The sequence below is a fragment of the Streptomyces griseoflavus genome (genome assembly GCF_014649995.1).
Taxonomy (GTDB): Bacteria; Actinomycetota; Actinomycetes; order Streptomycetales; family Streptomycetaceae; genus Streptomyces; species Streptomyces griseoflavus.
The window spans coordinates 113719-140354 of the sequence record NZ_BMUC01000012.1; the positions used below are offsets into that span (position 1 = coordinate 113719).

At 72.2% G+C, this 26636-nt stretch carries 21 protein-coding genes and 1 pseudogene; 12 read left to right on the forward strand and 10 right to left on the reverse strand.

Annotated elements, in window-relative coordinates:
* Positions 1–192 precede the first annotated feature (192 nt).
* The 3 genes and pseudogenes from IE172_RS24075 (at position 193) to IE172_RS35255 (ending at position 2819) form a co-directional block, all read left to right on the forward strand.
* Positions 193–1518 (forward strand): annotated as a pseudogene (locus tag IE172_RS24075) (M20/M25/M40 family metallo-hydrolase).
* 156 nt (positions 1519–1674) lie between these two features.
* Positions 1675–1908: a chaplin ChpH gene (chpH, locus tag IE172_RS24080; protein WP_190099395.1), complete on the forward strand. Its 234-nt coding sequence runs from the start codon at positions 1675–1677 to the stop codon at positions 1906–1908.
* 164 nt (positions 1909–2072) lie between these two features.
* The gene (locus tag IE172_RS35255; protein WP_190099396.1) at positions 2073–2819 is read left to right on the forward strand and encodes a chaplin; all 747 of its coding nucleotides are present in this window, start codon (positions 2073–2075) and stop codon (positions 2817–2819) included.
* Between the two features lie 73 nt (positions 2820–2892).
* Here the strand turns inward: IE172_RS35255 and IE172_RS24090 are convergent, their stop codons facing one another.
* The gene (locus tag IE172_RS24090; RefSeq protein ID WP_004933366.1) at positions 2893–3081 is read right to left on the reverse strand and encodes a DUF5703 family protein; all 189 of its coding nucleotides are present in this window, start codon (positions 3079–3081) and stop codon (positions 2893–2895) included.
* A 47-nt stretch (positions 3082–3128) separates the two neighbouring features.
* Between IE172_RS24090 and IE172_RS24095 the strand changes: the two genes are divergently transcribed.
* On the forward strand, positions 3129–3821 hold the full coding sequence (locus IE172_RS24095) for a hypothetical protein (RefSeq protein ID WP_190099397.1): 693 nt from the start codon (positions 3129–3131) through the stop codon (positions 3819–3821).
* Between the two features lie 64 nt (positions 3822–3885).
* On the opposite strand, the gene IE172_RS24100 is transcribed toward IE172_RS24095, so the two are convergent.
* Complete coding sequence (locus tag IE172_RS24100) at positions 3886–5922, reverse strand: helix-hairpin-helix domain-containing protein (RefSeq protein ID WP_190099398.1); 2037 nt, start codon at positions 5920–5922, stop codon at positions 3886–3888.
* Positions 5919–6905: an aldo/keto reductase gene (locus tag IE172_RS24105; protein ID WP_190099399.1), complete on the reverse strand. Its 987-nt coding sequence runs from the start codon at positions 6903–6905 to the stop codon at positions 5919–5921. Before IE172_RS24105 ends, IE172_RS24100 begins: the two co-directional genes overlap by 4 nt.
* A gap of 345 nt (positions 6906–7250) precedes the next feature.
* Here IE172_RS24105 and IE172_RS24110 point away from each other — a divergent pair, with 345 nt between their 5' ends.
* Together IE172_RS24110 and IE172_RS24115 are read left to right on the forward strand one after the other, a co-directional pair.
* Positions 7251–8306: an LLM class F420-dependent oxidoreductase gene (locus IE172_RS24110; RefSeq protein ID WP_190099400.1), complete on the forward strand. Its 1056-nt coding sequence runs from the start codon at positions 7251–7253 to the stop codon at positions 8304–8306.
* A gap of 203 nt (positions 8307–8509) precedes the next feature.
* Positions 8510–9298 carry a ferritin-like domain-containing protein gene (locus IE172_RS24115; RefSeq protein WP_190099401.1) on the forward strand — a complete coding sequence of 263 codons (789 nt, stop codon included), beginning with the start codon at positions 8510–8512 and terminating at the stop codon, positions 9296–9298.
* Between the two features lie 57 nt (positions 9299–9355).
* Here the strand turns inward: IE172_RS24115 and IE172_RS24120 are convergent, their stop codons facing one another.
* Positions 9356–10351 (reverse strand): magnesium and cobalt transport protein CorA, encoded by a 996-nt coding sequence (locus IE172_RS24120; protein ID WP_190099402.1) that lies wholly within the window; start codon positions 10349–10351, stop codon positions 9356–9358.
* 90 nt (positions 10352–10441) lie between these two features.
* On the opposite strand from IE172_RS24120, the gene IE172_RS24125 reads away from it, so the two are divergent.
* The 4 genes from IE172_RS24125 (at position 10442) to mshC (ending at position 13968) form a co-directional block, all read left to right on the forward strand.
* Positions 10442–11128: a histidine phosphatase family protein gene (locus IE172_RS24125; RefSeq protein ID WP_190099403.1), complete on the forward strand. Its 687-nt coding sequence runs from the start codon at positions 10442–10444 to the stop codon at positions 11126–11128.
* Positions 11129–11228: 100 nt separating this feature from the next.
* The gene (locus IE172_RS24130) at positions 11229–11819 is read left to right on the forward strand and encodes a DUF3090 domain-containing protein (RefSeq protein WP_190099404.1); all 591 of its coding nucleotides are present in this window, start codon (positions 11229–11231) and stop codon (positions 11817–11819) included.
* The gene (locus tag IE172_RS24135) at positions 11783–12616 is read left to right on the forward strand and encodes an SCO1664 family protein (protein WP_190099405.1); all 834 of its coding nucleotides are present in this window, start codon (positions 11783–11785) and stop codon (positions 12614–12616) included. The genes IE172_RS24130 and IE172_RS24135 overlap by 37 nt, the downstream gene beginning before the upstream one ends.
* Before the next feature lie 122 nt (positions 12617–12738).
* A complete protein-coding gene (mshC, locus tag IE172_RS24140; protein WP_190099406.1) occupies positions 12739–13968 on the forward strand; it encodes a cysteine--1-D-myo-inosityl 2-amino-2-deoxy-alpha-D-glucopyranoside ligase in 1230 nt (409 codons plus the stop codon).
* Between the two features lie 76 nt (positions 13969–14044).
* Here the strand turns inward: mshC and IE172_RS24145 are convergent, their stop codons facing one another.
* The 6 genes from IE172_RS24145 to IE172_RS24170 all read right to left on the reverse strand — a co-directional run bounded on the left by IE172_RS24145 (position 14045) and on the right by IE172_RS24170 (position 21742).
* Positions 14045–15031 (reverse strand): PAC2 family protein, encoded by a 987-nt coding sequence (locus tag IE172_RS24145; protein WP_190099407.1) that lies wholly within the window; start codon positions 15029–15031, stop codon positions 14045–14047.
* A gap of 163 nt (positions 15032–15194) precedes the next feature.
* Positions 15195–15866 carry a FadR/GntR family transcriptional regulator gene (locus IE172_RS24150; RefSeq protein WP_190099408.1) on the reverse strand — a complete coding sequence of 224 codons (672 nt, stop codon included), beginning with the start codon at positions 15864–15866 and terminating at the stop codon, positions 15195–15197.
* Between the two features lie 734 nt (positions 15867–16600).
* Positions 16601–18217, reverse strand: coding sequence for a glycerol-3-phosphate dehydrogenase/oxidase (locus IE172_RS24155; protein WP_190099409.1), 1617 nt, complete (start codon positions 18215–18217; stop codon positions 16601–16603).
* Between the two features lie 8 nt (positions 18218–18225).
* Entirely contained in the window at positions 18226–19764 is a 1539-nt protein-coding gene (gene glpK / locus IE172_RS24160) for a glycerol kinase GlpK (RefSeq protein WP_190099410.1), read from the reverse strand.
* Between the two features lie 84 nt (positions 19765–19848).
* Positions 19849–20643, reverse strand: coding sequence for an MIP/aquaporin family protein (locus tag IE172_RS24165; RefSeq protein ID WP_190099411.1), 795 nt, complete (start codon positions 20641–20643; stop codon positions 19849–19851).
* Positions 20644–20977: 334 nt separating this feature from the next.
* Positions 20978–21742, reverse strand: coding sequence for an IclR family transcriptional regulator (locus tag IE172_RS24170; RefSeq protein WP_190099412.1), 765 nt, complete (start codon positions 21740–21742; stop codon positions 20978–20980).
* 295 nt (positions 21743–22037) lie between these two features.
* Between IE172_RS24170 and metH the strand changes: the two genes are divergently transcribed.
* Positions 22038–25550, forward strand: coding sequence for a methionine synthase (gene metH / locus IE172_RS24175; RefSeq protein WP_190099413.1), 3513 nt, complete (start codon positions 22038–22040; stop codon positions 25548–25550).
* Between the two features lie 117 nt (positions 25551–25667).
* Positions 25668–26369 (forward strand): HAD family hydrolase, encoded by a 702-nt coding sequence (locus IE172_RS24180; protein ID WP_190099414.1) that lies wholly within the window; start codon positions 25668–25670, stop codon positions 26367–26369.
* Positions 26370–26636: the final 267 nt, after the last annotated feature.

Sequence of the window (26636 nt, forward strand, 5' to 3'; positions counted from 1 at the left end):
TGTCGCGCGGGTTTCCCCCCGCGGCGACGAAGTAAACATTACCAGGTGTTCCGGGGTGGCCGATCACCCCGCCCGGCCGGGGCGTCGTGCGAACGGCGTGTGACGGGCCGGGCCGGGGCTTGGGGCGCGGCCGGAGGGGAGAGAGGATGAGCGGGACCCACCAGCCGGAACACCAGCAGCGGGAGGAAGCACGTGAGCGAGACGGGCACGGCCAGGGGCGTCACCGGTGAGGACGAGGTCGTGGACCTCTGCCGCGAGCTGATCCGGATCGACACCAGCAACTACGGCGACCACTCGGGCCCCGGCGAGCGCAAGGCGGCCGAGTACGTCGCCGAGAAGCTCGCCGAGGTGGGACTCGAGCCGAAGATCTTCGAGTCGCACCCGGGGCGCGCCTCCACGGTGGCCCGGATCGAGGGCTAGGACCCGTCGCGGCCCGCGCTGCTCATCCACGGCCACACCGACGTCGTACCGGCCAACGCGGACGACTGGACCCACCACCCCTTCTCCGGCGAGATCGCCGACGGATGCGTGTGGGGACGCGGGGCCGTCGACATGAAGGACATGGACGCGATGACCCTCGCGGTCGTCCGCGACCGGATGCGCAGCGGACGCAAGCCGCCCCGGGACATCGTGCTGGCGTTCCTCGCCGACGAGGAGGCGGGCGGCACGTACGGCGCCAAGCACCTGGTGCGCGAGCACCCCGAACTGTTCGAGGGCGTCACCGAGGCGATCGGCGAGGTCGGCGGCTTCTCCTTCACCGTCAACGAGAAGCTGCGCCTCTACCTGGTGGAGACCGCCGAGAAGGGCATGCACTGGATGCGGCTCACCGTCGACGGCACCGCGGGCCACGGCTCGATGACCAACGACGACAACGCCATCACCGAGCTGTGCGAGGCCGTCGCCCGCCTCGGCCGGCACAAATGGCCGGTCAGGGTCACCAAGACCGTACGGGCCTTCCTGGACGAGCTCTCCGACGCGCTCGGCACCGAGCTCGATCCCGAGAACATGGACGAGACCCTCGCCAAGCTCGGCGGCATCGCCCGCATGATCGGCACCACCCTGCGCAACTCGGCGGCGCCCACCCAGCTCGGCGCCGGCTACAAGGTCAACGTGATCCCCGGCCAGGCCACCGCGCATGTCGACGGCCGCTTCCTGCCCGGCTACGAGGAGGAGTTCCTCGCCGACCTCGACCGGATCCTTGGCCCGCGGGTGAGGCGTGAGGACGTGCACTCCGACAAGGCGCTGGAGACCGACTTCGACGGCCGGCTCGTGGACGCCATGCAGACCGCCCTGCGGGCGGAGGACCCGATCGCGCGGGCCGTGCCGTACATGCTCTCCGGCGGCACCGATGCCAAGTCCTTCGACGACCTCGGCATCCGCTGCTTCGGCTTCGCGCCGCTGAAGCTCCCCCCGGAGCTGGACTTCGCGGGCATGTTCCACGGGGTCGACGAGCGGGTGCCGGTGGACGGCCTCACGTTCGGGGTACGGGTGCTCGACCGCTTCCTCGACGCCTCCTGAGGCAGGGACGGCCCGGATCGACCCGATAATCGCGCAGGCGTGCGGAGTTGCCCGGGAAGAGTGAATGCGACCATAAGCTCGTAGCCTCATTACTTCCTCCTCGTTACCCGTGATGTGATCCGCGACTTTGGATCGCTTTGCCAACAAGGAGGAACAATGCTCAAGAAGGTCGTCGCCGTCGCCGCTGCCACCGGTGGTCTGGTTCTCGCGGGCGCGGGCATGGCCGCCGCCGACTCGGGCGCCCAGGGTGCCGCCGTGCACTCCCCGGGTGTCATTTCCGGCAACGTCATCCAGGCCCCGATCCACATCCCCGTGAACGTGTGCGGCAACACGATCTCCGTGATCGGTCTGCTGAACCCCGCCTTCGGCAACACCTGCGTCAACGCCTGACGTCGTGTCTCGCCCTTCGGGGCAGGCCCGCTGAGGGCTCGAGCCCGTCGGCCCCGGAGCGCACGCCAGCGCTCCGGGGCCGACCGGTCTCCGAAACGTCGGAACACCGGGAGTCCGGCCGAACGGCGACTCCCGGAACCAGGTCGAAGGCAGGAATTCATCTCATGCGACAAGTCACCCGCAAGGGCCTGATGACCATGGCGGCCGCCACGGGTGTGCTCGCCGCGGCGGGCGGGGCGGCCCACGCCCACTCCGGTCCGGCCGGCACCGCCGCCGGATCACCCGGCGTACTGTCCGGGAACACGGTGCAGGCGCCGGTGCACGTGCCGGTGAACGTCTGCGGCAACACGGTCGACGTCGTCGGTGCCCTCAACCCGTCCGTCGGCAACTCCTGTGCCGGCGAGGGCGGCGCCTCCGCCACGGGCGGGCACGCGGGCTCGGGCAGCCACGAAGGCTCGGGCGGCCAGGGCGGCTCGAACGCCGACGCGCACACGAGTGACTCGCCCGGCGTGGCATCCGGCAACCAGATCCAGGTGCCGGTGCACGTCCCGGTGAACGTCTGCGGCAACACCGTCGACGTCCTCGGCGCCGGCAACGCCACCGGGGACAACGGCTGCGCCGACGGCGACGCCGGCCGCGAGACGCCGGAACAGCCCGGCGACCCGGGCGAGCCCGGCAGCCCCGAACGGCCGGACGCCCCCGGCGACGGGCCGGACACCCCGGGCGACCGCACCCCGCCCGGCGCACCGGACGGCAACCGGCCGGACACCCACTCCGGATCCCGGCCCGGTGCCGACGCGGAGCTGGCCCGCACCGGCAGCGAACTGCCCATGGGCCTCGTCCTCCCGGTCGGCGCGGGCGCCCTCCTCGCCGGCGCGGTCCTCTACCGCAGGGCCCGCACCGCCGCGTGACACCGGACACACGGAGCGGGCCCCGCGATCACGGGGCCCGCTCCGTCGTGTGATTCCGGCCGGGAGTGGCTGCTCACCAGGTGGCGCGCACCTGTCGGATGATCCGCCGCCGCAGCCGCACCCTGCGGCTGCCGTCACGCATCAGCGTCAGGCGGTACAACTCCCAGTGACCGTACTCTGCGTGGTCCGTCAGCAGACGTGCCGTCTCCTTGCGGGAGACCCCGCGCGGTACGTACACGTCGACAAATTCGTATTCCGGCATCGCATCTATTGTGCGGGCCGGGCCCCGGTACGGATAGCGTCTGCACTATGTCTGATGCTGCGCAGCCCACCGCTGCCGAGGTACGCGCCGCCGCCGAGGCGGTGAAGACCGCGCTCGACCGCCACCTGGCCGCGGTCGAAAGCCGGTCGGGGGATGAGGACCCGGCCGTCTACGAGGCGTTCAACCAGCTGGCCGCGGCCGCGGAGGCGTACGACGAACTGCTCTACGACCGCTACGACGAGGTCACGCCCTTCGAGATTCCCAGCGCCGGGGACGCGCCGCCGTACACCGGCCCCGAGGAGCCGAGCGCGGTCAGTGTGCTGATCCGCCGCGACTACGCCGTGGCGGAGCCGCAGCGGCTGCGCGCGCACGCCCAGCGGATCGAGGCGGCGGACGACGAGGGCGGGGAGGTGTCCGGCACCGTCCACGGCGCGCTCGGTCTGCTGTTCGGCGAGTTCGAACCGGACGAGATCGCCTCCCGGCACGCGGAGTTCGGCCTGGAGGAGGGCGACTCGACGCTCTGGGTGACGGCATCGGACGAACCGGCGGAACCCGGCGAGTGGCTGGAGGCCCCGTTCGATCAGGTGGACTCGCAACAGGTCATCTGCCGCTTCGACGTCAGCGCCGTCTTCGACGACGACGAGGACCTGGACGACGACGGGGACGACGACCTGGAGGAGCTGCCTGCCCTGGTCCTCGACGAGGACGAGGACCTGGAACCGCTCGACGCGGACCGCTGACCGCCCCCGGGCTGCGGCGGCGTCCACGGACGCCGTCGCAGCCCGGGCACGACCCGGCCCGGTCTCAGTCGCCGGTGCCCGACGGGACCTGCGGCGCCAGCAGCAGCGGCAGCCGGGTCGTCCGCGGTTTCGCCGTCACCTCGGCCACGGCACGCGGCAGCGCCTGCTCCACCCCGTGCACCACGGACAGGTGCCGTCCGGCCCGGCCGAACGCCGTGTACACCCAGGGCCGGCTCAGCGCCGGCACGGCGTCACCGGGCAGCACCACGACCACCGCGGGCCACCGGCAGCCGACCGCCTGGTGCGCGGTCAGCGCCCACCCGTGCCGCACGGCCGCATCGACCCGCTCCCTCGGCACGACGACGTCCTCGCCCCCGCACTCCAGGTGCAGCCCTTCGCCGTCGGCCCTCACCACGCGGCCCGGCAGGGTGCGTCCGGGAGCGGGGGAGTAGGCCACGCGGTCGCCCGGGTCGAACCCGCCGAACCGCCCCGGCCCCGGATTCAGCCGCTCCTTCAGCGCGGCGTTCAGCACCCGCGTGCCCACCGCGCCCCCGTGCCCCGGAGTGATCACCTGGGTCTCCTCGGCCGGCACCCCGATGGCGCGCGGCACCGAGTCCACCACCAGCTGCACGGTCCGGTGCACGGCCTCTCCCGCGTCCCGCACCGGCACGATCACGACCTCCTTGCCGGGCGCCGCGACCTGGTTCAGCTCACCGACGCCGATTCCGGAGACCAGCTCGCCCAGCGGTCCCGGATCGGGCCGCCGGGAGGCGACCTGCGGGCAGATCCGCGCCGCCAGCAGATCCGCGAACACCCGTCCGGGCCCCACCGACCCCAGCACTCCGGGGTCACCGGCCAGCACCAGCCGCGCCCCGTCCGGCAGCGACTCCGTCACCAGGGCCGCGGCCTCGACGTCCAGCTGCGGGGCGTCGAGCACCACCAGCAGATCCACGGCCCAGGCGCCGTCGGCGTCCCGCCCGGGTCCCTCGGCGCCGGACAGCAGCCCCGCGACCGTGGCGACGCCCGGCCCTTCGACGAGCGCCGCGAGCCGGGCCCGCCCGAGCGGGCTGTGCGTGGCGGCCCAGGCCCGCAGCCCCAGCCCGTGCGCCGCGTTCAGCAGCGCGGCGGGCTCCACCGCCGAGGCCTCCCCGCCGGTGTGCAGCACCAGCCCGTGCCCGGCCACGGCACGGATCAGCTCACCGGCGGACCCCTCCGCCGAAGCGGCCGCGGGCTCCCAGTCCTCGCCGTCGCGCCCGGTCACCGAGTTGGCCAGCCGGGCCAGTCCGTCGGCGAGGCTCTCCTCGGCCATCGCGTACCGCTCCAGGCCCACCAGCACGCGAACCGGCTGCTCCCCGTCCTCCCCGGCCTCGCCGATGGCGTCCTGGAAGACGAGGACGTCGCCCTCCGCGATGGCGTCCCGCACGGCCGCCTCGGGCTCCGGCACGCCCTGCCGTCCCAGCGCTTCGGCCAGCGCGGCCAGGTCCAGCACGGTGTGCCCGGCCGGCGCGGCCTGCTCCAGCAGCCACACGGCGAGCGAACGGCCCCGCCGCTCGTCGCCCGGACCGGCCTCCGCTCCGAGCAGCGCCCGCGCGAACCCGTCGGCCTGTTCGGGCCGCACCCCGGCGATCCGCAGCAACTGCCACGGGTCGGAGCGCAGCACGTCGGCGGCCCCTTCGCCCCACACGGCGGCGGCCCGCACGGCCAGCCCTTCGGGAGCACCCCCCTGTACCAGCACCTCCCGCACGTCCTCGACGGCTCCGGCGGCGGGAGCGGCCGGAGCCACGGCCGGCGCCCGCCGCACGGGTTCGGGGGCGGGCCGCCGGGGGGCGGGCCGCACCTCCTCGAACACGGTGGCGGCCGGTTTCTGTCCGCTCTCCACGGCCCGTACGGCGGCCAGCAGATCGGCCGCCGTACCGCTCAGCTTGCCCCCGGCCTCGACCGGCGCCTGTCGCTCCGCCTTGCGCCGCTCGATGCGCTCCCGCTCCAGGCGCTGCGCGGCCAGCTCGGCCTCCGCCTCGGACACCTGCGCGCCCTCGGCGGGTGTGCCGTCCGCGCTCTCCGGCTCGGCGTCCTCCGGCGTCTCGGGCGGCTCGGTGCTCACAGCGTGCTCCAGTCGTGATCGGGGTAGCGGTGCACGGGCGCCGACACATCGTCCAGCGCCCGGCAGATCTCGTCAGGAAGACTAAGCTCCTCCACTGACAACGCCGCCGTGAGCTGCCGCGCGTTGCGCGCGCCGACGACGGGGGCGGCCACCCCGGGCCGGTCACGGACCCAGGCGAGCGCCACCTGCAACGTGGTCACGGCCAGCCCGTCCGCCGCCGTGGTCACGGCGTCCACGATGCGGCTCGCCGTGTCGTCCAGGTACGGCGCGACGAACGGAGCGAGGTGTTCCGACGCGCCCCGGGAGTCCGACGGGGTGGCGTCGCCCCGGTACTTGCCGCTGAGCACGCCCCGCCCGAGCGGTGAGGACGGCAGGAGTCCGATGCCGAGGTCGATCGCGGCGGGCAGGACTTCCCGCTCCACGCCGCGCTGCAGCAGCGAGTACTCCATCTGCGTGCTCGCCAGCCGTGTCCGCGTGCCCGGCGCGGCCAGCTGCCAGGTCGCGGCCTTGGCGAGCTGCCAGCCGCAGAAGTTGGAGACCCCGGCGTACCGCACCCGGCCGCTGCCGACGGCGATGTCGAGCGCCTGCAGCGTCTCGTCCAGCGGCGTGGCGGGGTCGTAGGCGTGGATGTGCCAGACGTCGACGTAGTCGGTGCCGAGCCGGGCGAGCGAGGCGTCGAGGGCCGCGAGCAGGTGCCCCCGGGAGCCGTCGACGCGACGCTCCGGGTCGGGCACGCTGCCGGCCTTCGTCGAGATCACGAGGTCGCGGCGCGGTACGAGCCCGTCCATCAGCCTTCCGAGCAGGTACTCGGCCTCTCCGTCGCCGTACACGTCGGCGGTGTCGACGAGCGTGCCGCCGGCGTCCCAGAACGTCTTCAGCAGGTCCGCCGCGTCGTGCTCGTCGGTGTCCCGACCCCAGGTCAGCGTCCCGAGCCCGATCCGGGACACACGCAGGCCGGTACGGCCGAGATGCCTCTGCTCCATGAACGCCGAGATTACTGGCCGGAGGCGGGAGCGTGGGGGCCTGTGGACAACCGACTTCCGCGACGTCGCGGGGGCGGCCGGGGCGGGTTCCGCGAGCCCGCGCCACGACGGTGCCCGGCGTTGGTGCGGGCCCCGGGGTCGCTGCGCAGCCCGGCGCCAACGGGGTGCCGTCGCGCCCACCCGTGCCGCCCCGCGGCACGTCTGCCCGCGGAAGCGAGGGGACGGAGGGTGTGGGCGTGGTTCCTCCCCACCCCGCAGACGCCGGCGCCACCGACCTCCACCCGGCCCCCGGAGGTATAGGGTCTGCGCACAAGCGACGTTACTCATCGGTAAGGGGAGACGGTCATGCAGCTAGGGATCAACCTCGGCTACTGGGGCGCCGGAATGGACGCGGACAACCTCGCCGTGGCCCAGGAAGCCGACCGCCTCGGATACGCGGTCTGCTGGGCCGCGGAGGCCTACGGTTCCGACGCCGCCACGGTCCTCGCCTGGGTGGCCGCCCAGACCGAGCGCATCGACGTCGGCTCCGCCATCTTCCAGATCCCCGCCCGCCAGCCCGCGATGACCGCCATGACCGCGGCCACCCTCGACTCCCTCTCCGGCGGCCGTTTCCGCCTGGGCCTCGGCGTCTCCGGCCCCCAGGTCTCCGAGGGCTGGTACGGCGTCACGTTCGACAAGCCCCTCGCCCGCACCCGCGAGTACGTCGAGATCATCCGCAAGGCCATGACCCGCGAGCGCCTCTCCTACGAGGGCGAGCACTGGACGCTCCCCCTCCCGGGCGGCCCCGGCAAGCCCATCAAGCTCACCGTGCACCCCGAGCGCGAGCACATCCCCCTCTACATCGCCGCGATCGGTCCGAAGAACCTGGAACAGACCGGCGAGATCGCCGACGGCGCGCTTCTGATCTTCCCCTCGGCCGATCACCTCGAGGACACCGCGGTCCGGCACATCCGGGCCGGCCGGGAGAAGGCCGGCAAGATCCTCGACGGCTTCGACGTCTGCCCCACCCTCCCCCTGGCCGTCGGCGACGACAAGGACGTCACCACCCTCGCCGACACCTTCCGTCCCTACACCGCCCTGTACGTCGGCGGCATGGGCAGCCGCAAGCAGAACTTCTACAACCGGCTCGCCCAGCGCATGGGGTACGAGCGGGAGGCCGCCGAGATCCAGGACAAGTACCTGTCCGGCGACAAGCAGGGCGCCGCCGCCGCGGTGCCGCACGACCTGATCGACAAGACGACCCTGCTCGGCTCGGTCGACCGCATCGCCGACCGCATGAAGGCCTACGCCGCCGCCGGAGTCACCACCCTCACCCTCGCGCCGGCCGGCTTCACGCTCGACGAGCGCCTGGCCTCGTTGCGCGCCGGCACCGAGGCGATGGAGCGCGCCGGCCTGGCCTGACACGTCAGCGGCCGGCCGTGGCGGGGTGCCCACCCCGCCACGGCCATCACCCTCGACAACGAACCCCCACGCCCCCACGCGTACTCCGTATGGCGGATTTGTCCGACCCGCCGGTTGCCGCGCCCGCCTCCGCGCACTTGACTCCTTCTTTGCGGAACTGCGGAAGTGCAGCACCGCGGAAGCCCGCGGAGAGGTGGCCCACCATGCTTTCGGCAAAGAGCCTGTTCCAGGAGATCCTCGACCACGACGAGTCGTTCGCGCTGTTCTGCTCGATCGCCGCCAGCGGCGAGTCGCAGGGCGGCTGGGAGAACGCCCGCATCGCGGCGCTGGTCCCCGAGACCCAGCGCGCCCTCGCCCCCAAGATCACCCGGCACGGCGCCGACGAGGACAAGCACGGCCGCATCTTCGACGCGCTGCTGAAGAAGCGTGGTCTGCGCCCGGTCCCCGTCCCCCCGGACACCGACTACACGATGCTCCTGGAGCGCAACGGCATCGGTCTGGCCCACGGCCGGCTCAAGCGCGACGAGCCGCTCACCGTCGAGGACATCGTGACCTACCTCGCCCACAGCAGGGTCACCGAGCAGCGCGCCTCGGAGCAGATGGAACTGCTCCGCAAGCACTTCGCGGACCACCCCGACCTCGGCCGCGCGGTGAAGATGATCTCCAACGACGAGGACAACCACCTCGCCTACTGCCACGAGGAACTGCTGCGCTTCGCGTACGCGGGCCACGGCCGGGCCATCCAGCGCACCCTGCGCGAGTGCGCGCTGGCGGAGATCCGCGTCTACCGGGACGTCAGCCTCGCGGTGATGGCCCACATGGGCCGCATCCTGAACTGGCCCAAGCCCAAGGCCGCCGTCCTCGCGGCGGGCATCCACGCGGTCTACGCCTACGAACGCCTGGGCGGCTGGCGCCGCATGGTCTCCCTGCGCATGCCCGAGCGCCGCGACGCCCTGTCCGGCCCGGTGACCCCCGAACCGGAAGCGGCCTGACGGAGGCGCCACCCTGACCACTCTCACCACCCGCCCCGCCCCGCCGGCCCTGCGGCCCTACATCCACCCCCGCCGCTTGAACATCCGGTACAGCACCAGCTCCAGCACACCCATCGCCCCGATCACCACCGGATACGACCACTCCCACCGCAGCTCCGGCATGTGCTCGAAGTTCATCCCGTAGATCCCGGCGATCATCGTCGGGACCACGGCCATGGCCGCCCACGCGGAGATCTTCCGCATGTCGTCGTTCTGCTGCACGCCCACCTGCGCGAGATGCGCCGAGAGGACGTCCGAGACCAGCCGGTCCAGCCCTTCCACGGACTCGTTGACCCGGGTGAGGTGGTCGTGCACGTCACGGAAGAAGGGCCGTGCCCCGTTCTCCACGAACGGCACCTTCCCGCCGTACGCGCCGACCCCCGCCAGCCGGGCCATCGGCGGTGTCAGCGGCCCGGTGGCCCGGCGGAACTCCAGGATCTGCCGCTTGAAGTTGTAGATCCGGGACGCCGTGCCCCGCGAATCGCCGGCGTCGGGGGTGAAGACCTCGGCCTCCAGTTCCTCCAGGTCGGTCTGCAGCTCGGTCGCCACGGCGAGGTAGTGGTCGACGACGGCGTCGGCGACCGCGTAGAGCACGGAGGTCGCCCCCTCGCCCAGCAGCTCGGTCTCCCGCTCGAGCCGGTCGCGCACCGCGTCCAGCGGGGCGCCCTCGCCGTGCCGTACGCTCACCGCGAACGAGTCACCGAGGAAGATCATGATCTCGCCGGAGGAGACGGTGTCGGTCCGCGGCTCGTACACCACGGGTTTGAGGACCACGAAGAGCGAGTCGTCGTACACCTCCAGCTTGGGCCGCTGATGGGCCTTGAGGGCGTCCTCCACGGCCAGCGGATGCAGCCCGAACTCCTCCGCCACCAGGTCGAACTCCTCCGCCGACGGCTCGTGCAGCCCGATCCAGACGAAGCCCCCCGCCGACCGCGCCTCGTCCAGCGCGTCGGAGAAGTCGCGGGGCCCCTCCGACCGTCGTCCCTCCCGGTAGATGGCACAGTCGACGATCACGAAGTCCGTTCTCCCTTCTTCTCACGGATGTCCGCCACGGAAAGCCCCGTCACGGACACGGCGCACACCCGTACGCCTACCCTGGGCCGCATGCCCACGCTGCTACTGGTCCGGCACGGACGCTCCACCGCCAACACCGAGGGACTGCTCGCCGGCCGGACGCCCGGCGTGGCCCTCGACGACCGCGGGGCCGCCCAGGCCGCCGCACTGCCCGGGCGGCTCGCCGGGCTGCCGCTGGCCGAGGTCGTCACCAGCCCGCTCCTGCGCTGCCGGGAGACGGTCCGGCCGCTGCTCGACGCCCGTCCCGGTCTCACCGCGCACACCGACGAGCGCGTCAACGAGTGCGACTACGGCGACTGGACGAACCGCAAGCTCGCCGAGCTCAAGGACGAGCCCCTCATGGACGTCGTTCAGGCGCACCCTTCCGCGGCGGCGTTCCCCGGCGGGGAGTCCATGCGGGCGATGCAGACGCGAGCCGCCGAAGCGGTGCGCGAGTGGAACGCACGCGTGGAGCGCGATCACGGCGCCGACGCCGTCTATCTCATGTGCTCGCACGGCGACATCATCAAGTCTCTCGTCGCGGAGGCACTCGGACTTCATCTCGACCTCTTCCAGCGCATTGCCGTTGAACCGTGTTCCATTACCGCGATCCGTTACACCCGGCTGCGCCCGTTTCTGGTCCGGCTCGGCGACACCGGAGACTTCGCGTCCCTGGCGCCGCGCGAGGAGGCGCCGGCCGACGACGCCACGGTCGGGGGCGACGCGGGCGCACCGTGATCGTCGGCCGCAGTAGGGTGAAGCGATCGCAGCAGCGCGGTTCCGTCCGGACCGCCCGTGAAAGCCCGCCCGTTCCCACGACTCTCAATGGAGACAGGACGTGTCCCGTCAGGTGTTCCTCTACGACCAGCCGGAACGTTTCGTGGCCGGTACGGTCGGACTGCCAGGGCGCCGTACGTTCTTCCTCCAGGCGTCCGCCGGCTCCCGGGTGACCAGCGTGGCCCTGGAGAAGACCCAGGTCGCGGCGCTCGCCGAGCGCATGGACGAACTGCTCGACGAGGTCGTACGCCGCAGCGGCGGCAGTGCCGCGGTGCCCGCGATGGCGCCGACCGAGGTCGCCGACACCGCTCCCCTGGACACCCCGGTGGAGGAGGAGTTCAGGGTCGGCACCATGGCGCTCGCCTGGGACGGCGAGGACCAGCGCATGGTCGTCGAGGCGCAGGCGCTGGTCGAACTGGACGCGGAATCCGAGGAGGACCTCGCCGAGGCCGAGGAGCGGCTGCTGCAGGACGAGGAGAACGGGCCTCCGATGCTGCGCGTCCGCCTCACCGGCACGCAGGCCCGCGCCTTCGCCAAGCGGGCCCTGGACGTCGTCAACGCGGGGCGGCCGCCGTGTCCGCTGTGCAGTCTCCCGCTCGACCCGGAGGGACACGTATGTCCGCGCCAGAACGGATACCGTCGCGGAGCGTGACGACCGCCGACCCGGCCGCCGCCGAACTGCTCGCCCGGGGCGAGCTGACCGTGCGCGGACGCATCCGTGAGGCGTCGAACGCGGCGCTGTACTGCACCGTCACCCACGAGGGCCGCGAGGCGGCCTGCGTCTACAAGCCGGTCGCGGGGGAGCGGCCCCTGTGGGACTTCCCCGACGGGACGCTCGCCGGGCGCGAGGTCGCCGCGTACGAGGTCTCGCAGGCGACCGGCTGGGGGCTGGTGCCGCCCACCGTGCTGCGGGACGGCCCGTACGGCCAGGGCATGTGCCAGCTGTGGATCGAGACGGCCCCGGGCGCGGAACTCCTCGCCCTGGTGGACGGCGAGGAGCCCGGCCCCGGCTGGAAGGCGATCGGTTTCGCGGAGGCGGACGAGGGCCGCACCGCCCTGCTGGTGCACGCCGACGACGAGCGGCTGCGCCGGCTGGCCGTGCTCGACGCGGTGATCAACAACGCCGACCGCAAGGGCGGACACCTGCTGCCCACCGCCGAGGGGCGGCTGTACGGCATCGACCACGGGGTCACCTTCAACGCCGAGGACAAGCTGCGCACGCTGCTGTGGGGCTGGGCGGGGGAGCCCCTGACCGGTGAGGCCGTCGGCGTCCTCGAGGCCCTGAGGAGCGCGCTGACGGCCGCGGGCGCGCTCACCGCGGCCCTGGCCCCCCTGATCACTCCCGCGGAGATCGACGCCACCCGCGCCCGCGTCGAGTCCCTGCTCACCACGGGCGTCCACCCGCTGCCCGGAACCGAGTGGCCGGCCATTCCCTGGCCACCGGTCTGACCGCGCGGGACCGGGCCGGGAGCGGCGCACGCACACCGGGCGGGGGCGCGCAAGAGTGCCTTCCCGGTCATCCGGCCCGCTCCGGTTCGTATCCGGAACTCCGGTCCGGTTACGCTCATGACATGCATGCCTGGCCCGCTTCCGAGGTCCCCGCCCTGCCTGGTCAGGGCCGCGACCTGAGGATCCACGACACCGCGACCGGTGGCCTGACCGCCCTGGATCCCGGTCCCGTCGCCCGTATCTACGTCTGCGGCATCACCCCCTATGACGCCACCCACATCGGACACGCGGCGACCTACAACGCGTTCGACCTCGTGCAACGCGTGTGGCTCGACACCAAGCGGCAGGTGCACTACGTCCAGAACGTCACCGACGTCGACGACCCGCTGCTGGAGCGGGCCGACCGGGACGGCATCGAGTGGACCGCGCTCGCCGAGCGCGAGACCGCGCTGTTCCGCGAGGACATGACGGCCCTGCGGATGCTGCCCCCGCGGCACTACATAGGCGCCGTGGAGGCCATACCCGGCATCGTCCCGATCGTCGAACGGCTGCGTGAACTCGGCGCGACCTACGAGATCGACGGCGACATCTACTTCTCCGTCGAGTCCGACCGGCACTTCGGCCAGGTCTCGCACCTCGACGCCGCCGCCATGCGGCTGCTGTCCGCCGAACGAGGGGGCGACCCGGAGCGTCCGGGCAAGAAGAACCCCGTCGACCCGATGCTCTGGACGGCCGCGCGCGAGGGCGAGCCGAGCTGGGACGGCGGCTCGCTCGGCCGGGGCCGCCCCGGCTGGCACATCGAGTGCGTGGCCATCGCCCTCGACCACCTCGGCATGGGCTTCGACATCCAGGGCGGCGGCTCCGACCTGGTCTTCCCGCACCACGAGATGGGCGCCTCCCACGCCCAGGTGCTCACCGGCGAGTTCCCCATGGCCAAGGCGTACGTCCACGCCGGCATGGTGGCCCTGCACGGCGAGAAGATGTCCAAGTCCAAGGGCAACCTGGTCTTCGTGTCCCAGCTGCGGCGCGACGGCGTGGACCCGGCGGCGATCCGGCTGGCGCTGCTCGCCCACCACTACCGCGCCGACTGGGAGTGGACCGACCAGGTCCTCCAGGACGCGGTGACCCGCCTGGAGCACTGGCGGGCCGCCGTCTCCCGCCCTGACGGCCCGCCCGCCGACGCCCTGGTCGACGAGATCCGCGAAGCCCTGGCCAACGACCTGGACGCCCCGGCGGCGCTGGCGGCCGTCGACCGCTGGACGGTTCTCCAGGAGGAGAGCGGCGGCACGGACATCGGCGCGCCCGGCGTCGTCTCCCGCGCGGTGGACGCGCTGCTCGGCGTGGCGCTGTAGGACGGCGGCGCGCACGAGCAGCACGCGAGCACGCGAAGGGCGCCCCTCCCGCCTGGGAGGGGCGCCCTTCGCGTGCTCAGTCCTCCGACGACTCGTCGCCGTCCGAGTCCGCCTCCGGCTTCGGAGGCTTCGCCGGCCGGGCCCGGCCGCCGGGAGTGTCTCGCCGGTAGGACGGGCCGTCCGTACCGTCCGCCGTCGCGTGCCCGCCGGGCGGGCCCGAGGCGCCGTCGCGTCGCCGCAGATAGCGCTCGAACTCGCGGGCGATCGCCTCGCCGGACGCCTCCGGCAGCTCGGCGGTGTCCCGGGCTTCCTCCAACGTCTGGACGTACTCGGCCACCTCGGTGTCCTCCGCGGCCAGTTGGTCCACGCCCACCTGCCACGCGCGGGCGTCCTCGGGCAGTTCGCCCAGCGGGATCCGCACGTCGATCAGGTCCTCCAGGCGATTGAGGAGGGCCAGCGTGGCCTTCGGGTTGGGCGGCTGCGACACGTAGTGCGGGACCGCCGCCCACAGCGACACCGCGGGCACGCCGGCGTGGGTGCACGCCTCCTGGAGGATTCCGACGATGCCCGTGGGCCCCTCGTACTTGGTCTCCTCCAGGTCCATGCGGCGGGCCAGGTCCGGGTCGGAGGTGGTCCCGCTGATCGGCACCGGCCGGGTGTGCGGGGTGTCCCCGAGCAGCGCGCCCAGGACGACCACGAGTTCCACGCCCAGTTCGTGCGCGAAACCGAGGATCTCGTTGCAGAACGACCGCCACCGCATGGACGGTTCGATGCCGCGCACCAGCACCAGATCGCGCGGCTTGTCGCCGCCGACCCGGACCACCGACAGCCGTGTCGTGGGCCAGGTGATCTTGCGGACCCCGCCGTCCATGAACACCGTGGGGCGGTTCACCTGGAAGTCGTAGTAGTCCTCGGCGTCCAGCGCCGCGAACACCTCGCCCTTCCACTCCCTGTCCAGGTGCGCGACCGCGGTGGAGGCGGCGTCACCGGCATCGTTCCAGCCTTCGAACGCGGCCACCATGACCGGGTCGACCAGCTCGGGAACCCCCTCGAGCTCGATCACCCAGCGCCTCCTTCCGACGTGCCCTCGCGTACGTCCCAACCTTACGGCGTGCCCGTGAGGACGCCCGCAGCCCCCATCACGGGGGAGTGCCCCAACACTGCCCCTGTCGGACACCGGGAAACACCCCCGGGTGCTCCACCGGCCCGGGTGCGGAGGGCGCGGTTCACAGGGTGGAGCGCAGCCACTGCTCGACGCTGGCGATGTGCACCGTCGCCCAGGACCGTGCCGCCTCCGCGTCCCGGTCCCGCAGGGCGGCGAGGATCGCCCGGTGCTCGCGCAGGGTCCGGCCGACCGCGTCCTCCTGGGTCAGGCCCCGCCAGATCCGGGCCCGGGTGGTCGGACCGGACAGGCCGTCGAGCAGGGAGCACAGCACGGAGTTGCCGGAGCCGCTCACGATGCCCCGGTGGAACTCCAGATCCGCGGCGACCAGGTCCTCGACGGACGGATCGTCCCCCAGCTCGTCCAACTGCCGCGCCAGGGCGTCCAGCTGGTCCTCGCTGATCCGGGTGGCCGCGGCGGCCGTCGCGGCCGGCTCCAGGATCCGGCGCACGGCGAGGAACTCGAGCACCGTGTCGTCCCGGTGGAAGTCGACGACGAAACTCAGCGCCTCCAGCAGCAGCTGCGGGTCCAGGCTGGTCACATAGGTGCCGTCGCCCTGCCGCACGTCCAGGATGCGGATGAGCGACAGCGCCCGCACCGCCTCGCGCAGGGAGTTGCGGGACAGCCCCAGTTCGGCGGCGAGTTCGCTCTCCTTGGGCAGACGGTCACCGGGACGCAGCGCACCCGAGACGATCATTCCCTTGATCTTCTCGATCGCCTCGTCGGTGACTGCCATGACCGGCCTCCCACGGCTCAGACGTCCGATGTATCCCGCCATTATGCGTCCCCGCCACCCACCCGACCCGCCCACCCCACGACGACCCCTCCCTCTCGGCCGCGCACGCCGGTCCCGGCCGGGTGGGAGGGGATGCGGGAGGGCGCGGAGCACTCCGGGCGGGCCGCGCGCGAGGTCCCCGGGCCGGTGGCTCGCCGGACCTCGACCGTGCGGGGGGCCTCGACGGTCGATGCGTCGAGGGTGAGGCGATGAGGGCGGGCAGCGGCGCGAACGGGCCCCCGAGGGGAGGTCTCCGGGAGGGGCGCCTCGCGGTCGGCACCGTCCCCGGCGGGCGGGCCGTACGGCCACGGCCCGGAGGGAACGGGACCGCCGGGGCGAGGTCCCCGGCAAGGCTCGGATCCGGGGCGGGGGTGGGGGCGGGTACGCGAGTCCGGGCACCGCGCCTCGGGACGCGGTCGAAGAGGGCCGGAACCCCGCTCGGGCGCCCTGCGCGTCGCGGGCGTGCCGCACCGCCCGGCCTGACCCCGCTCGGCCTCTCGGCGCACGGCACCGCCCGCCGGGGTGAGCCGCGTGGCAGGGCCCACGTTCGACGGCTCGCCGAGCCGAGCCGGGCCGGACCGGGCGCCCGGGCGGCCGCTGCCGGCGCGCCCCGTGCGTGAGGGGCGGCCCCGCCGGCGCGGAGCCGCCCCCCTCCCGCTACCGGCTCCCGTGCGGGGGAGCCGGGGGAGCGGCGGTCACTTCCTGTCGAGCAGGTTCTGGACGTTCGCGCGGACCTCGTCCGTGGCCAGGCCCCGGATCGTGAGCGTGGTGCGGCGACGCAGCACGTCGTCCGCGGTCTCGGCCCACTCGTGGTCCCGGGCCCAGACGACCTGCGCCCAGATCTCCGGGGCGTCCGGGTGGACGCGCCGGGCCAGCGCCGGGTCCTCGTTCGCCAGGCGGGCGATGTCGAAGGCCAGCGAGCCGTAGTGGGTCGCCAGGTGCCGGGCGGTGTCCGCCGCCATGCGGGGGCCGGGCGCCGGGCCGTCGACCAGCAGCCGGTGCGCCACCGCGCGGGGGTTGGCCACACCCGGCAGCGGCAGCTTCTTCGGCAGTGAGGAGATCGGCTCCAGGTCCTCACCCAGCGGGTGCCCGGGCAGCTCCTGGAGCTTGCGCATCACCGTGCGCCCGATGTGGCGGAACGTGGTCCACTTGCCGCCCGCGACGGACAGCATCCCGCCCCGGCCCTCGGTGACGACCGTCTCCCGCTTCGCCTTGGCGGTGTCGCCGGGGCCGCCCGGCAGCACCCGCAGGCCGGCGAAGGCGTACGTGATCAGGTCACGGTGCAGCTGCTGGTCGCGGATGGAGAACGCGGCCTCGTCGAGTATCTGCGCGGTGTCCTTCTCGGTGACCGCGACGTCCGCCGGGTCGCCCTCGAACTCCTCGTCGGTGGTGCCGAGCAGCAGCATGTCCTCCCAGGGGAGGGCGAAGGTGATCCGGTACTTGTCGATCGGCGTGGCCAGCGCGGCCTTCCACGGGGAGGTGCGCTTCAGGACCAGGTGCGCGCCCTTCGACAGGCGGATGGACGGCGCGGCCTCCGGGTCCTCCATCCGGCGCAGGTGGTCGACCCAGGGGCCGGTCGCGTTCAGCACCAGACGGGCGTTGACGCCGAACTCGTCGCCCGAGAGCCGGTCGCGCAGCTCGGCGCCGGTGACCCGGCCCCGGGTGAAGCGCAGCCCGGTCACCTCGGCGTGGTTGAGGACGACGGCGCCGGACTCGGCGGCCGCGCGGACCGTCATCAGCGCCATCCGCGCGTCGTTCATCTGGTCGTCGCCGTACACGGCCACGGCCTTGAGGTTGTCGGTGCGCAGCTCCGGCACGTCCTGCGCGGCCTTGGCCGGCGACAGCAGGTGCCCGACGCCGTCGCCGAAGGCGGACAGCGCCGAGTACGCGAAGACACCGGCCCCGAGCTTCGCCGCGCCGTGCGGCCCGCCCTTGTACACGGGGAGGTAGAACGTGAGCGGGTTCGCCAGGTGGGGAGCCACCTGACGGGAGACGGCGCGGCGCTCGAAGTGATTCTCCGCCACCAGCTTCACCGCACCGGTCTGCAGGTAGCGCAGACCGCCGTGGAGCAGCTTGGAGGAGGCGGAGGAGGTGGCGCCGGCGAAGTCACCGGCGTCCACCAGAGCCACCCTGAGGCCGGACTGCGCGGCGTGCCAGGCGGTGGAGATGCCCAGGATGCCGCCGCCGATCACGAGAAGGTCGTACGACGCCTTGGAAAGCTGCTCCCGGGTCTCGGCGCGGCTCGGGTTGGAGCCGGACGCCGGGCGCGTCCCCAGGGCAGGCACGGACTGCAGGGTGGACTGGCTGGTCATGGCGGTTCTTACTCCTCGTCCTCGAGCCAGCCCATGGTCCGCTCGACGGCCTTGAGCCAGCTCTTGTACTCACGGTCGCGGGTCTCCGCGTCCATGCGGGGGGTCCACTCGGCGGCCCGCCGCCAGTTGGCGCGCAGGTCGTCGGTGCTGTTCCAGAAGCCGACGGCCAGGCCGGCGGCGTAGGCGGCGCCGAGGCAGGTGGTCTCGGCGACCATCGGGCGCACCACGGGGGCGTCCAGGAAGTCCGAGAGCGTCTGCATCAGCAGGTTGTTGGAGGTCATGCCGCCGTCGACCTTGAGGGCGGTGAGCTCCACACCGGAGTCCTTGGTCATGGCGTCCGCGATCTCCCGCGTCTGCCAGGCGGTGGCCTCCAGCACGGCGCGCGCGAGGTGCGCCTTGGTCACGTACCGGGTCAGGCCGGCGATCACACCGCGGGCGTCGGAGCGCCAGTACGGGGCGAACAGGCCGGAGAAGGCCGGGACGAAGTAGGCGCCGCCGTTGTCCTCGACGGAGAGCGCGAGGGTCTCGATCTCGGCGGCGGTGGAGATCAGGCCCATCTGGTCGCGCATCCACTGCACCAGCGAACCGGTGACGGCGATCGAGCCCTCCAGGGCGTAGACCGTGTCCTGGTCGCCGATCTTGTAGCCGACGGTGGTCAGCAGGCCGCTGTAGGAGTTGATGATCTTGTCACCGGTGTTCATGACCATGAAGGTGCCGGTGCCGTACGTGGACTTGGTCTCGCCCTCGGCGAAGCAGGTCTGGCCGAACAGCGCCGCCTGCTGGTCGCCCAGCGCGGAGGCGACGGGGATGCCGCCGAGCAGGTCGCCCAGCTTGCCGCCCTTGATCTCGCCGTAGACCTCGGCGGAGGAGCGGATCTCGGGCAGCATCGCGGTGGGAACGCCGATGGACTCGGCGATCCTCTCGTCCCACTGCATGGTGTGCAGGTTCATCAGCATCGTGCGGGAGGCGTTGGTGACGTCGGTGACGTGGTGACCGCCCTCGACACCGCCGGTGAGGTTCCAGATGACCCATGTGTCCATGGTGCCGAAGAGGATGTCGCCGGCCTCGGCGCGCTCCTTGAGGCCGTCCACGTTGTCGAGCAGCCAGCGGGCCTTCGGACCGGCGAAGTAGGAGGCGAGGGGGAGACCGGTCTCGCGGCGGAAGCGGTCCTGGCCCACGTTGCGGCCGAGTTCGCGGCAGAGGGCGTCGGTGCGGGTGTCCTGCCAGACGATGGCGTTGTGGACGGGCTCGCCGGTGTTCCTGTCCCACAGCACGGTGGTCTCGCGCTGGTTGGTGATGCCGATGGCCTTGATGTCGTCGCGGGTGATGCCGGCCTTCTCGATGGCCCCGGCGACGACCTCCTGCACGTTGGTCCAGATCTCGGTGGCGTCGTGTTCGACCCAGCCCGGCTTGGGGAAGATCTGCTCGTGCTCCTTCTGGTCGACGGAGACGATGCGGCCGTCGCGGTCGAAGACGATGCAGCGGGAGGAGGTGGTGCCCTGGTCGATGGCGGCGATGAAGGGGCCGGCGGTGTGGGCGTCGGTCACGGTGTGCTCCTGGGGTGTTCCATGCGTACGGGGCTGTGTGTGCGGCGCTTCTACAAGGTTCGCGCTTCGCGTCGATCCGGTCACCTATGCGATGGCGAGGTTGTAGAAACCGGCTGCGAGGGCACCGCCGACCAGCGGGCCGGCCACCGGGATCCAGGCGTAGGACCAGTCCGAGCCGCCCTTGTTGGGCAGCGGCAGCAGCGCGTGCACGATGCGCGGACCGAGGTCACGGGCCGGGTTGATCGCGTAACCGGTCGGGCCGCCCAGCGACAGACCGATCGAGACCACCACGAGGGCCGTGATCAGGCCGCCGAGCACGCCGAGGCCGTTGCCCGCGTCGTTCAGGCCCTGGGTGAGGATGGCGAGCAGCAGCACGAACGTGCCGATGATCTCCGTGGCGAGGTTCTGCACCGTGTGCCGGATCTCCGGACCGGTGGAGAAGATGCCGAGCACGGGGCCCGCGCCCTTCTCCTGCGCCTCGACGGACTTGGCGGCGGTGTCCTGTGCGCCCGGACCGCCGACGATCTCCCTGTCGGTGAGGTGGGCCTGGAACTGGCCGTAGTAGGCGATCCAGACGAGCGTCGCGCCGATCATCGCGCCGAGGAGCTCGCCGGCGAAGTAGGTCGGAACGTTGCTCCACTCGCCGTCCTTGACGGCGAGCGCCACGGTCACGGCCGGGTTGAGGTGGGCGCCGGAGAGCGGCCCCGCTATGTACACCGCCGTCATGACGGCGAAGCCCCACCCGAAGGCGATGGCCAGCCAGCCGGCGTTGCGGGCCTTGGAGGCCTTGAGCGTCACGGCGGCACACACACCGCCGCCGAGCAGGATGAGTATGGCGGTACCGATGGTCTCGCCGATGAAGATGTCGGAGCTGGACACCCGCGACTCCTTTGTCCTTCGTCCAGGGAAGCCGACCCCCGGGTCCCACCGGGGATTGGCGCCCTCAGGGGTGAGAGCGATGCCGGCCCTTGGCGTTGTCACACTCTAGCGCGTATTACCGGTAGGTGTTCGACAATGCCGACCGATGGACGGGAGTCTTGCCCGGCGTCACGTATGCGTCAAGAGTTTGGTTGCGACAAGCGCGATCGTTATGGAGCGTCCCGTGCTGTCGATCTTCGTGACGGTTCCGTCCCCCCGGATCCCGTATGACCGGGCCCGGGAACGGGCTGGGACCGGGACGCCGTGCGGCGCCCCGGTCCCCCATGCCCCGAATTCAGAAGCGCCCGGCGCCCAGATCCCGCGACACCGCGCGGGCGCAGTCACGTACCGCCGCGATCAGCTCGGGCCGCAGCTCGCCGTCCCGGCGCAGCCGCTCCACCGCGCCCGCGATGCCCACCGCGCCCACCGGCATGCGGCGCCGGTCGTGGATGGGGGCGGCCAGGGAGGCGACGCCCTCCCAGGTCTCCTCCACGTCCGCCGCGTACCCCCGCGCGCGGGTGAGGTAGAGGAGGTGCTCGAAGGCGTCGAGGTCGCACACGGTGCGGTCGGTGAAGGCCTTGCGGTCGGCCTCCACGGCCTCGCTGTGGGCCACCGGGTCGTAGGCCGAGAGCACTTTGCCCAGGGCGGTGGAGTGCAGCGGCTGCATGGCCCCGATCTCCAGGACCTGCCGGCTGTCGTCGGGCCGGAAGACGTGGTGCACGATCAGCACGCCCTGCTGGTGCAGCACGCCCAGGTAGACGCTCTCGCCGCTGGAGCGGGCCAGGTCGTCCGTCCACACCAGGGCGCGCGCCCGCAGCTCGTGCACGTCGAGGTAGGTGGTGCCCAGGCGCAGCAGCTCGGCGCCCAGCTGGTAGCGCCCCGAGGCGTCGTCCTGCTCCACGAAGCCCTCGTGCTGGAGGGTGCGCAGGATGCCGTGGGCGGTGCCCTTGGCGAGGCCCAGCGACGAGGCGATGTCCGACAGGCCGAGGCGTCGCTCGCCGCCCGCGAGCAGCCGCAGCATGGCCGCCGCCCGCTCGAGCGACTGGATGTTCCGTGCCATCGCCGTACTGCCTCCGTCCCCTTCGACCGCCGACTCGCGCCGCCGATGCCGCTGTTCGGCAATGCCGAACACTACCGGTCGCTGTCGACCTCTCGCCAACGGTCGGCCGTGATCGGTTCCCCGACTCCCGCCCCCCGCACCGTGTTCCGGCCATCATCGTCCGCCCCGTGGACTCCCCGAACATCAGGGCGCGGTCCCGGCTACCCTGACGGCGTGCGCTCTGCCGGGAAGCGGAACGGAAGCTTGCCGGACAGCCGCAAAGCCGACAGCCGTCGCACCTGAGGGAGCCCCATTCATGGCCTCGTCGCCGCTGACCCCTTCCGCCGACAGCCGGACCCGTGCGTCCGCGCTCCGTGAGGCACTCGCCACCCGTGTGGTGGTCGCCGACGGAGCGATGGGCACCATGCTCCAGGCCCAGGACCCCACCCTCGAGGACTTCCAGAACCTCGAGGGCTGCAACGAGATCCTGAACCTGACGCGCCCGGACATCGTCCGTTCGGTCCATTCGGAGTACTTCGCCGCCGGAGTCGACTGCGTCGAGACCAACACCTTCGGCGCCAACCTCACCGCCCTGGGCGAGTACGACATCGCCGAACGCGTCACCGAACTGTCCGAGGCGGGCGCCCGCATCGCCCGCGAGACGGCGGACGAGTTCGCCGCGCGGGACGGACGGCCCCGCTGGGTCCTGGGGTCCATGGGCCCGGGCACCAAGCTGCCCACCCTCGGCCACACCACGTTCACCGCCATCCGCGACGCCTACCAGCAGAACGCCGAGGGCCTGCTCGCGGGCGGCGCGGACGCGCTGCTGGTGGAGACGACGCAGGACCTGCTGCAGACCAAGGCGTCCGTCGTCGCCGCCCGCCGGGCGATGGAGATCGCCGGATTCGAGGTCCCGCTGATCGTGTCGGTCACGGTCGAGACGACCGGCACCATGCTGCTCGGCTCGGAGATCGGCGCGGCGCTGACCGCCCTGGAGCCCCTCGGCATCGACATGATCGGCCTGAACTGCGCCACCGGGCCCGCCGAGATGAGCGAGCACCTGCGGTACCTGGCCCGCCACTCCCGTGTCCGGCTGTCGTGCATGCCGAACGCCGGCCTGCCCGAGCTCACCAAGGACGGCGCGCACTACCCGCTGTCCGCGGGCGAGCTGGCGGACGCCCAGGAGACCTTCGTACGCGACTACGGCCTGTCCCTGGTGGGCGGCTGCTGCGGCACCACGCCCGAGCACCTGCGCCGGCTCGTGGAGCGGGTGCACGACATGACCCCGGCCGAGCGCGACCCCCGCCCGGAGCCGGGCGCCGCCTCCCTCTACCAGACGGTCCCCTTCCGGCAGGACACCTCGTACCTGGCGATCGGCGAGCGGACCAACGCCAACGGTTCGAAGAAGTTCCGTGAGGCGATGCTGGAGGGCCGCTGGGACGACTGCGTGGAGATGGCCCGCGACCAGATCCGCGAGGGCGCCCACATGCTCGACCTGTGCGTCGACTACGTCGGCCGGGACGGCGTGGCCGACATGGCGGAACTCGCCGGCCGGTTCGCGACCGCCTCCACCCTGCCGATCGTGCTGGACTCCACGGAGGTCGACGTCCTGCGGGCAGGCCTGGAGAAGCTCGGCGGCCGCGCCGTGATCAACTCCGTGAACTACGAGGACGGGGACGGACCCGACTCCCGCTTCGCCCGCGTCACGCAGCTCGCGCGGGAGCACGGGGCCGCCCTGATCGCGCTGACCATCGACGAGGTGGGGCAGGCGCGCACCGCCGAGAAGAAGGTGGAGATCGCCGAACGGCTGATCGACGACCTGACCGGCAACTGGGGCATCCGCGAGGAGGACATCCTCGTCGACTGCCTGACCTTCACGATCTGCACCGGTCAGGAGGAGTCCCGCAAGGACGGTCTGGCCACCCTCGAGGGCATCCGCCTGCTGAAGGAACGCCACCCGAAGGTGCAGACCACCCTCGGTCTGTCCAACATCTCCTTCGGCCTGAACCCGGCCGCCCGCATCCTGCTGAACTCCGTCTTCCTGGACGAGTGCGTCAAGGCGGGCCTGGACTCGGCGATCGTGCACGCGTCGAAGATCCTGCCCATCGCCCGGTTCAGCGAGGAGGAGGTCACCACCGCCCTCGACCTCATCCACGACCGGCGCCGCGAGGGCTACGACCCGCTCCAGAAGCTCATGCAGCTCTTCGAGGGCGCCACCGCCAAGTCGCTGAAGGCCGGCAAGGCCGAGGAACTGGCCGCCCTGCCGCTGGAGGAGCGCCTCAAGCGCCGCATCATCGACGGCGAGCGCAACGGCCTGGAGGCCGACCTCGACGAGGCCCTGGAGACCCGCAGGGCCCTGGACATCGTCAACGACACCCTCCTGGACGGCATGAAGGTGGTCGGTGAGCTGTTCGGCTCCGGCCAGATGCAGCTGCCCTTCGTGCTCCAGTCCGCCGAGGTGATGAAGAACGCGGTGGCACACCTCGAACCGCACATGGAGAAGACCGACGAGGCCGGCAAGGGCACCATCGTGCTGGCCACCGTCCGCGGCGACGTGCACGACATCGGCAAGAACCTCGTCGACATCATCCTGTCGAACAACGGCTACAACGTCGTCAACCTGGGCATCAAGCAGCCCGTCTCCGCGATCCTGGACGCCGCCGACCAGCACAAGGCCGACGTCATCGGCATGTCCGGCCTCCTGGTCAAGTCGACCGTGATCATGAAGGAGAACCTCGAGGAGCTCAACCAGCGAGGGCTGGCGGCCGACTACCCGGTCATCCTCGGCGGCGCCGCCCTCACCCGCGCCTACGTCGAACAGGACCTGCACGAGATCTACCAGGGCGAGGTCCGCTACGCCCGGGATGCCTTCGAGGGCCTGCGCCTGATGGACGCCCTGATCGGCATCAAGCGCGGCGTCCCCGGCGCCCAGCTGCCCGAACTCAGGCAGCGCCGGGTCCGCGCGGCCACCGTGGAGATCGAGGAGCGTCCCGAGGAGGGGCACGTCCGCTCCGACGTCGCCACCGACAACCCGGTCCCCGCCCCGCCCTTCTGGGGCACCCGCGTGATCAAGGGCATCCAGCTCAAGGAGTACGCGAGCTGGCTCGACGAGGGCGCCCTCTTCAAGGGGCAGTGGGGTCTGAAGCAGGCCCGCACCGGCGACGGACCGACGTACGAGGAGCTCGTCGAGACCGAGGGCCGGCCGAGGCTGCGCGGGCTGCTCGACCGGCTCCAGACGGACAACCTGCTGGAGGCGGCCGTGGTCTACGGCTACTTCCCGTGCGTCTCCAAGGACGACGACCTGATCGTCCTGGACGAGCAGGGCAACGAGCGCACCCGCTTCACCTTCCCGCGCCAGCGCCGCGGCCGCCGCCTGTGCCTGGCGGACTTCTTCCGCCCGGAGGAGTCCGGCGAGACCGACGTCGTGGGCTTCCAGGTCGTCACCGTCGGCTCCCGCATCGGCGAGGAGACCGCGCGGATGTTCGCGGCCGACGCCTACCGCGACTACCTCGAACTGCACGGGCTGTCCGTGCAGCTGGCCGAGGCGCTCGCCGAGTACTGGCACGCGCGGGTCCGCTCCGAGCTGGGCTTCGAGGGCGAGGACCCGGCCGCCATGGAGGACATGTTCGCCCTGAAGTACCGGGGCGCCCGCTTCTCCCTCGGCTACGGCGCCTGCCCGGACCTGGAGGACCGCGCCAAGATCGCCGCGCTGCTCGAGCCGGAGCGCATCGGCGTCCAGCTCTCCGAGGAGTTCCAGCTGCACCCCGAACAGTCCACCGACGCCATCGTGATCCACCACCCGGAGGCCAAGTACTTCAACGCCCGCTGAGGCGCCGCACAGGCCACATCAGGCATTCCGGGCCCGTACGACGTACACTGGTCGGTCCACCGCAGGCCGGTTCCCCTCGTGGGAACCGGCCTGATCGTCCCTCAAGGAGGTATGTGGATGACCAGTACGGTCCCCGCGCTCGGAACTCTCACGGCCGAAGGCTCGGCCCTCCAGGCCGTTCTCCTCGACATGGACGGCACGCTCGTCGACACCGAGGGCTTCTGGTGGGACGTCGAGAAGGAGGTCTTCGCCTCCCTCGGCCACACCCTCGACGACGCCTGGCGCCATGTCGTGGTCGGCGGCCCCATGACCCGCAGCGCTGGGTTCCTCATCGAGGCGACCGGTGCCGACATCCCGCTCCCCGAACTGACGGTGCTGCTCAACGACGGCTTCGAGGAGCGCCTCGACGGCGGTCTGCCGCTGATGCCGGGCGCCGCGCGGCTGCTCGCCGAACTGTCCGAGTACGAGATCCCCACGGCCCTCGTCTCCGCCTCCCACCGGCGCATCATCGACCGGGTGCTGAAGACGCTGGGCGAACAGCACTTCGCGCTGTCCGTCGCCGGTGACGAGGTGCCCCGCACCAAACCGCACCCGGACCCCTATCTCGCGGCCGCGGCCGGCCTCGGGGCCGACCCCGTGCGGTGCGCCGTCGTGGAGGACACCGTCACCGGTGTCACCGCCGCCGAGGCGGCGGGCTGCCAGGTCGTCGCGGTGCCCTCGGTGGGACCGATCACACCGGCCGCGCGGCGGACGGTCGTCCCCTCCCTGGAAGTCGTGGACCTGACATTTCTGCACGGTCTGATGACGCACATGGGATAACCGTTCACTCAGCGTGCGGCGGTCCGGGAAACCGAATTCGAGGCCGCCCGGTTCCCGGCGAGGGGCCGTTGTCCCGAAAGGAATTCGATCCGGTTGCCGACGGTCGAATTCCGGCTACGCCGGGCTCCTTTCACATGTGAGGTTCACCACAGGAAAGGGGGTCGACAACGATGTCCGGGTGTGCCGTCCGTCCGATTTCGCACGTCACGGGAGCGCCCTTGTGTCCCGATTGGTAGGAGGTCGCACTAATCATGCCCCGGTCACCTT

What these genes read in the sequence shown, in the direction of transcription:
- chpH (WP_190099395.1), top strand. Translation starts at nt 1,675, where the DNA reads ATGCTCAAGAAGGTCGTCGCCGTCGCCGCTGCCACCGGTGGTCTGGTT.
- IE172_RS35255 (WP_190099396.1), top strand. Translation starts at nt 2,073, where the DNA reads ATGCGACAAGTCACCCGCAAGGGCCTGATGACCATGGCGGCCGCCACG.
- IE172_RS24090 (WP_004933366.1), bottom strand. Translation starts at nt 3,081, where the DNA reads ATGCCGGAATACGAATTTGTCGACGTGTACGTACCGCGCGGGGTCTCC.
- IE172_RS24095 (WP_190099397.1), top strand. Translation starts at nt 3,129, where the DNA reads ATGTCTGATGCTGCGCAGCCCACCGCTGCCGAGGTACGCGCCGCCGCC.
- IE172_RS24105 (WP_190099399.1), bottom strand. Translation starts at nt 6,905, where the DNA reads ATGGAGCAGAGGCATCTCGGCCGTACCGGCCTGCGTGTGTCCCGGATC.
- IE172_RS24110 (WP_190099400.1), top strand. Translation starts at nt 7,251, where the DNA reads ATGCAGCTAGGGATCAACCTCGGCTACTGGGGCGCCGGAATGGACGCG.
- IE172_RS24115 (WP_190099401.1), top strand. Translation starts at nt 8,510, where the DNA reads ATGCTTTCGGCAAAGAGCCTGTTCCAGGAGATCCTCGACCACGACGAG.
- IE172_RS24125 (WP_190099403.1), top strand. Translation starts at nt 10,442, where the DNA reads ATGCCCACGCTGCTACTGGTCCGGCACGGACGCTCCACCGCCAACACC.
- IE172_RS24135 (WP_190099405.1), top strand. Translation starts at nt 11,783, where the DNA reads ATGTCCGCGCCAGAACGGATACCGTCGCGGAGCGTGACGACCGCCGAC.
- mshC (WP_190099406.1), top strand. Translation starts at nt 12,739, where the DNA reads ATGCATGCCTGGCCCGCTTCCGAGGTCCCCGCCCTGCCTGGTCAGGGC.
- IE172_RS24150 (WP_190099408.1), bottom strand. Translation starts at nt 15,866, where the DNA reads ATGGCAGTCACCGACGAGGCGATCGAGAAGATCAAGGGAATGATCGTC.
- IE172_RS24155 (WP_190099409.1), bottom strand. Translation starts at nt 18,217, where the DNA reads ATGACCAGCCAGTCCACCCTGCAGTCCGTGCCTGCCCTGGGGACGCGC.
- IE172_RS24170 (WP_190099412.1), bottom strand. Translation starts at nt 21,742, where the DNA reads ATGGCACGGAACATCCAGTCGCTCGAGCGGGCGGCGGCCATGCTGCGG.
- metH (WP_190099413.1), top strand. Translation starts at nt 22,038, where the DNA reads ATGGCCTCGTCGCCGCTGACCCCTTCCGCCGACAGCCGGACCCGTGCG.
- IE172_RS24180 (WP_190099414.1), top strand. Translation starts at nt 25,668, where the DNA reads ATGACCAGTACGGTCCCCGCGCTCGGAACTCTCACGGCCGAAGGCTCG.